The sequence below is a fragment of the Microcystis sp. LE19-10.1B genome (assembly GCF_027530565.1).
Classification (GTDB): domain Bacteria; phylum Cyanobacteriota; class Cyanobacteriia; order Cyanobacteriales; family Microcystaceae; genus Microcystis; species Microcystis aeruginosa.
Genome location: NZ_JAPZQM010000629.1, coordinates 1 through 2,818 on the forward strand (window position 1 = coordinate 1; position 2,818 = coordinate 2,818).

General features: G+C 43.9%; 1 protein-coding gene and 1 pseudogene. One reads left to right on the forward strand and one right to left on the reverse strand.

The genetic code is table 11. From position 1 onward, the window contains the following. Positions 1-187: 187 nt before the first annotated feature. Positions 188-1,933: a VWA domain-containing protein gene (locus tag O9332_RS22640; RefSeq protein WP_043999401.1), complete on the reverse strand. Its 1,746-nt coding sequence runs from the start codon at positions 1,931-1,933 to the stop codon at positions 188-190. Between the two features lie 239 nt (positions 1,934-2,172). Between O9332_RS22640 and O9332_RS22645 the strand changes: the two are divergent. Next, positions 2,173-2,818: pseudogene (locus O9332_RS22645) on the forward strand (RNA-guided endonuclease InsQ/TnpB family protein); the annotation flags it as partial.

The window sequence follows — 2,818 nt, forward strand, 5'->3', positions numbered from 1 at the left end:
GGTTCTTCGTTACTTGGTATGGTTCGATAGGGGGGCATAAATCGACTAAATCCTTATCTGGTAAGAGACTTAATTGATTAGTTCGCTCTAGATAAAAAACAATTGACAAAAATCGCTAAATGCCTTTCTATATAAGGGTTACATCCCTTATAATCCCCGTCCATTGCATAACACAAACCGAAGAGCCTTAAAACTCTACTTGCAAGTCTCCCATCACAGTTGATATAGTCGCTGGATCTCCTTGACGATAGTAACCGCCGTTAACTTCGGCAATTTTTTGCAAAGCCTGGGGATTAAATTCTCCTTCTTTCCCATAACCAATAGTAAAGAAAGCAATTCGCTGATCGGAAGAAAAGCCACTCTTTTGCAACTCTTGTTCCAACTGATCCAGATTAATTTGTGACCCCGAATCTTCTCCATCAGTTAAGATTAACACGGCATTAATAGTATCAGTCCGCAAATTTTGAGATAGCCAGTTGCGGGCATAGAGGGCGCTATCATAAAGTCTGGTCCCACCACTGGACCGCAGTTGGCCAATAAATTCAATGCCGCGATCTCGCCCCTGTGGAGTTCCTTCTATAATCACAGGTTCGTTAATAACTGAATTGAAACTAATTAGGGCAATTCTTTCCTTCGGTCCCAGGTTCTGAACGTAATTAAGTAAAGTATTCTTAACTGATGTCAGTTTTTGCCCTTCCATCGACCCAGAAGTATCAATTACTACTGCTACTTGCGACGGTTTCTTGGCATAATTTTGCCAGCTTTTAAGCATGGCTTCAACTACTTCTGGTTGGGGCGAACGGTAAGAGTCATAGGTGGGTTGAGGATTCACGCCAAATTCAGCAGAAAACTTGCTTCCCAAGGCTACTCCTGGAACACCCGGTCGCAGTCCCAAATCTGTGGCAATTTGTTGGTTTTCGGGCAAAAGAATGAATTCAATTACCTTTTCAGCAGCTTCTTTTTCTCGGTCACTTATCCAAGGCGCATTGGCTAAAATTGCCCGCATATTGGAACTGAAAGTAGCCTTGGGATAGACGGCTTGATAGCGCGTTTGATTGGAACCAGCTTGGCTGTTAGCAGCAATTACCAAAGACTCGTAAACTGAGGCTACCGAAGCCCAAAAGGGTCCGTTGGCGACCATAGATTGGGCAAGGGAAGCGGTAGAAGTACCATAGCGAGTGATTTTACTCTGGATCTGTTGAATTTGTCCCTGATATTTTTCTACGTCAGCTACAGTCAGATCTTCCGGGCGCTTACCTGCTACAGCAGCAAATTGGGCCACCAGGGTTTGTAAGCCAGAATTAGAACGGGTAGGCGCGGTGTGGACGTAAGTGATGGGGAGGGGTGGGGCTTTGGGATCGAGTTGGCGGTAGTTGTCCAATTTAGCTAGGGCGACGAAGGGATCTTCTACTTTTTCTAAACCCTTGGCGAGGTCAGCGGTTGTCATGAAAACCATCGGACTGTAGGCGATCAGGGGTGAGTCGGTAATTTCCGGGATGTAATTTTGTCCGGGAAATAGCTTGTTCATCTGGTAGATGAGTTGACTCTGATAAATTTCGCCATCGACGGATAAAAGGGTGGGAAATTCGGGCGCATCGGCTTTGAGAGTTCCATTTTGGTACTGTTGGGCCAGCGAGAGAATCGTTTGGACCACATCGCCGCTTCCTTTAGCTTCGCAACTGAGGTAAAAGGCTTCACCGCTAGCGAGTTTGGGTTGGCTTTGGTTCAATTTCGTGGCTGCTTGCTGACAGAATTGGGCTAGGTCGCTTCCCACGAGAAATTTGACTTCAAGTCCCTGTTGTCTGGGTTGTTGGCTTCCTTGTTGTTGGGGTTGCTGTCCACAAGCACCTAGAAATACTAAGGTAGACAGGACGGTTAAGGGAGTAACTGAGGTTAAATAACGAGAAAAAGCAAGATTTTGGCGTTTAATCATGAGTCTTGACAGAGTAATAACCAATAAAGCACGAAGTTACTCGGATCAATGCAGATGGGATGAGAACATATTTCCCTAAAATGTCGGATGAATGCCCCCGCTAAATTTTTCGACAAGACATCAACCTTTGCGGGGGATGAAATCCGACCAGGATATTAACTGCGAAGCCCGATTTTAATTCTACCATTTGTAGGTAAACTGTGTTATACTTAATTTGGCCAATGGTCGAGGATTGTTAGATGCTAGTCGTAGAAGCAAAGCTAAAAAACGGAACACCAGAGCAATATCACCAGCTTGATGAAGCTATCAAAACTTCTCAGTTTGTGCGTAACTCTTGTGTTCGTTATTGGCGGTCCAATCAAGGGACAACCCGCAATGATCTCCAAAAACTTTGTGCGGTACTAGCTAACAATAAAGAGACCCCTTGGGTGAAGAAATTAAACTCTCAAGCTCGTCAATCGGCTGCTGATAGAGCCTGGCAATCAATTAATCGGTTTTATCATAATTGTCGATGCCCAGATACCGGGGAAAAAGGGGTTTCCTCGATTTAAAAAACATAGCCGTTCTGTTGAATACAAATTAACGGGCTACAAACTATCTGATGAGCGACGTAAAATCAAGTTCACCGATGGCTTTAAAGCAGGAGAATTTGATTTATGGTGTAGTCAAAAAACCTTAGTTTATTATTCAGAGCAACAGATTAAACGGGTAAGAGTTGTTAGACGTGCTGATGGTTATTATTGTCAGTTTTTGATTGACGTAGAGCGGCAAGAATACCATAAACCAACGGGACAAATAACAGGAATTGACCTAGGGTTAAAGGAATTTTATACCGATGCTCAAGGCAATACTGTAGAGAATCCACGTTATTTAAGAAAGTCAGAA

What these genes read in the sequence shown, in the direction of transcription:
- O9332_RS22640 (WP_043999401.1), bottom strand. Translation starts at nt 1,933, where the DNA reads ATGATTAAACGCCAAAATCTTGCTTTTTCTCGTTATTTAACCTCAGTT.